Raw genomic sequence first — 1,553 nt, forward strand, 5'->3', positions numbered from 1 at the left:
CCCCCCCCCCCCCCCGCCGCTGCGGCTGTGAAGGCGTCCGCCTCTGGCACTGCCTCTGCGCCGGCAGCCCGGCCCGCCTCCGCGGCTCACCCGGCCGAGCAGCGTCCCACCGGGCCGCGACCGGCTGAGCCACAGGCAGCGCGCCCGGCAGCCGGAGGCCGACGGGTCCGGCTCACCCTGTCGCGCGTCGACCCGTGGTCGGCGCTCAAGATGAGCTTCCTGCTCTCGGTGGCCCTGGGCATCGCGATGGTCGTGGCAGTTGCCGCCCTCTGGCTCCTGCTCAAGGGCATGGGCGTCTTCGACCAGGTCAACAACCTGGTCGGCTCGATCATCCAGGACGGTGACAAGAAGTTCGACATCATGGACTTCGTCGGCTTCGGCCGCGTGGTCTCACTGTCGATCGTCTTCGCCGTCATCGACGTCGTCATCTTCACGGCGATCGCCACCCTGGGCGCCTTCATCTACAACGTGTCGGCCTCGCTCGTGGGCGGCCTCGGGTTGACCCTGACCGACGACTGACCACCCTCCCGACGGTATGCCGTGTGCTCGCCGCGAGCACACGGCATACCGTTTTGGTGGGGTGAGCGAGCGTGGGGTAACCTCGGACGTCGCGTCCACCGCTTGCCGGTGGGGCGCCACCGGATCGGTGACGGGCCTATAGCTCAGACGGTTAGAGCGCTTCCCTGATAAGGAAGAGGCCACAGGTTCAAGTCCTGTTAGGCCCACCATCCGACCATCCACGCCAAGAGGCGCCGGCAACGGCGCTGATACCGTGGAGACGCCAACGCCAGGGAGGGCCCCATGAAGAAGTTGCTCATGCTCGTCGCCGCCGCAGCCGGCGCCGTCTTCGTCCGCAACAAGATGCAGCAGGGCAAGGCCGACAACCAACTCTGGGCCGAGGCGACCAAGCCGTCGGACCGGGACAACGCCGCGACGACGTTCCCGCACGGCGGCACCAGCAACTGATCCACCCAGTTCCATCCAGCCCGGTCGACATGCGTCCTCCGGCACGGGGCCTTGGCGCAATTGGTAGCGCACCTGCTTTGCAAGCAGGGGGTTAGGGGTTCGAGTCCCCTAGGCTCCACCATCCGCGCGACTCGCTGCGCGAGTCCGCGCGCCCGAAACCACGACACAACCTCGCGTTGTGACGACCTGATGTCGTCCGCTCGTGAAGGCCACGACATCAACTCGACAGGTGCCGAGATGATGCGCTCACCCTGGGCCGACCGGCATACGCCGATGTGAGCCGTGCCACACGCCGGGTTCCACAGGATTCGACGAAGGTTCGACAGCCCGCACGGCCACGCCATAGGCGTCGTCCACAGTCCGTTGACGGATCTGACAAATGATCACGAATCGGATACGTTGAAAGTCCCCTGAGATTCGCCGTGGCACGTTGCGCTTCCGTGTGCTTGCCCCTGTCAGGCGATCGGCAACGCAACAAAAGGATGCTCCATGACTGCGGTGAGTCCGCGCCTCGATGGGCCTGCGCCCGTTTCGAGCACCCTCACTGTCGGTGACCTCGAGGCCGGCCGATTCACCGCCGAGCAGCT

2 protein-coding genes and 2 tRNA genes are annotated in these 1,553 nt (G+C 66.6%); all 4 read left to right on the top strand.

Annotated elements, in window-relative coordinates; genetic code table 11:
• Nucleotides 1-210: 210 nt before the first annotated feature.
• The 4 genes from BN10_RS18310 (at nucleotide 211) to BN10_RS14445 (ending at nucleotide 1,087) form a co-directional block, all read left to right on the top strand.
• Nucleotides 211-519, top strand: a complete 309-nt coding sequence (locus tag BN10_RS18310; protein ID WP_010851778.1) for a DUF3566 domain-containing protein — start codon at nucleotides 211-213, stop codon at nucleotides 517-519.
• 132 nt (nucleotides 520-651) lie between these two features.
• Nucleotides 652-728, top strand: a tRNA-Ile gene (locus BN10_RS14440).
• Between the two features lie 73 nt (nucleotides 729-801).
• Nucleotides 802-966 (top strand): DLW-39 family protein, encoded by a 165-nt coding sequence (locus BN10_RS17545; protein WP_010851777.1) that lies wholly within the window; start codon nucleotides 802-804, stop codon nucleotides 964-966.
• Between the two features lie 45 nt (nucleotides 967-1,011).
• Nucleotides 1,012-1,087, top strand: a tRNA-Ala gene (locus BN10_RS14445).
• Nucleotides 1,088-1,553: the final 466 nt, after the last annotated feature.

It is taken from the genome of Phycicoccus elongatus Lp2 (genome assembly GCF_000367525.1).
GTDB lineage: Bacteria > Actinomycetota > Actinomycetes > Actinomycetales > Dermatophilaceae > Phycicoccus_A > Phycicoccus_A elongatus.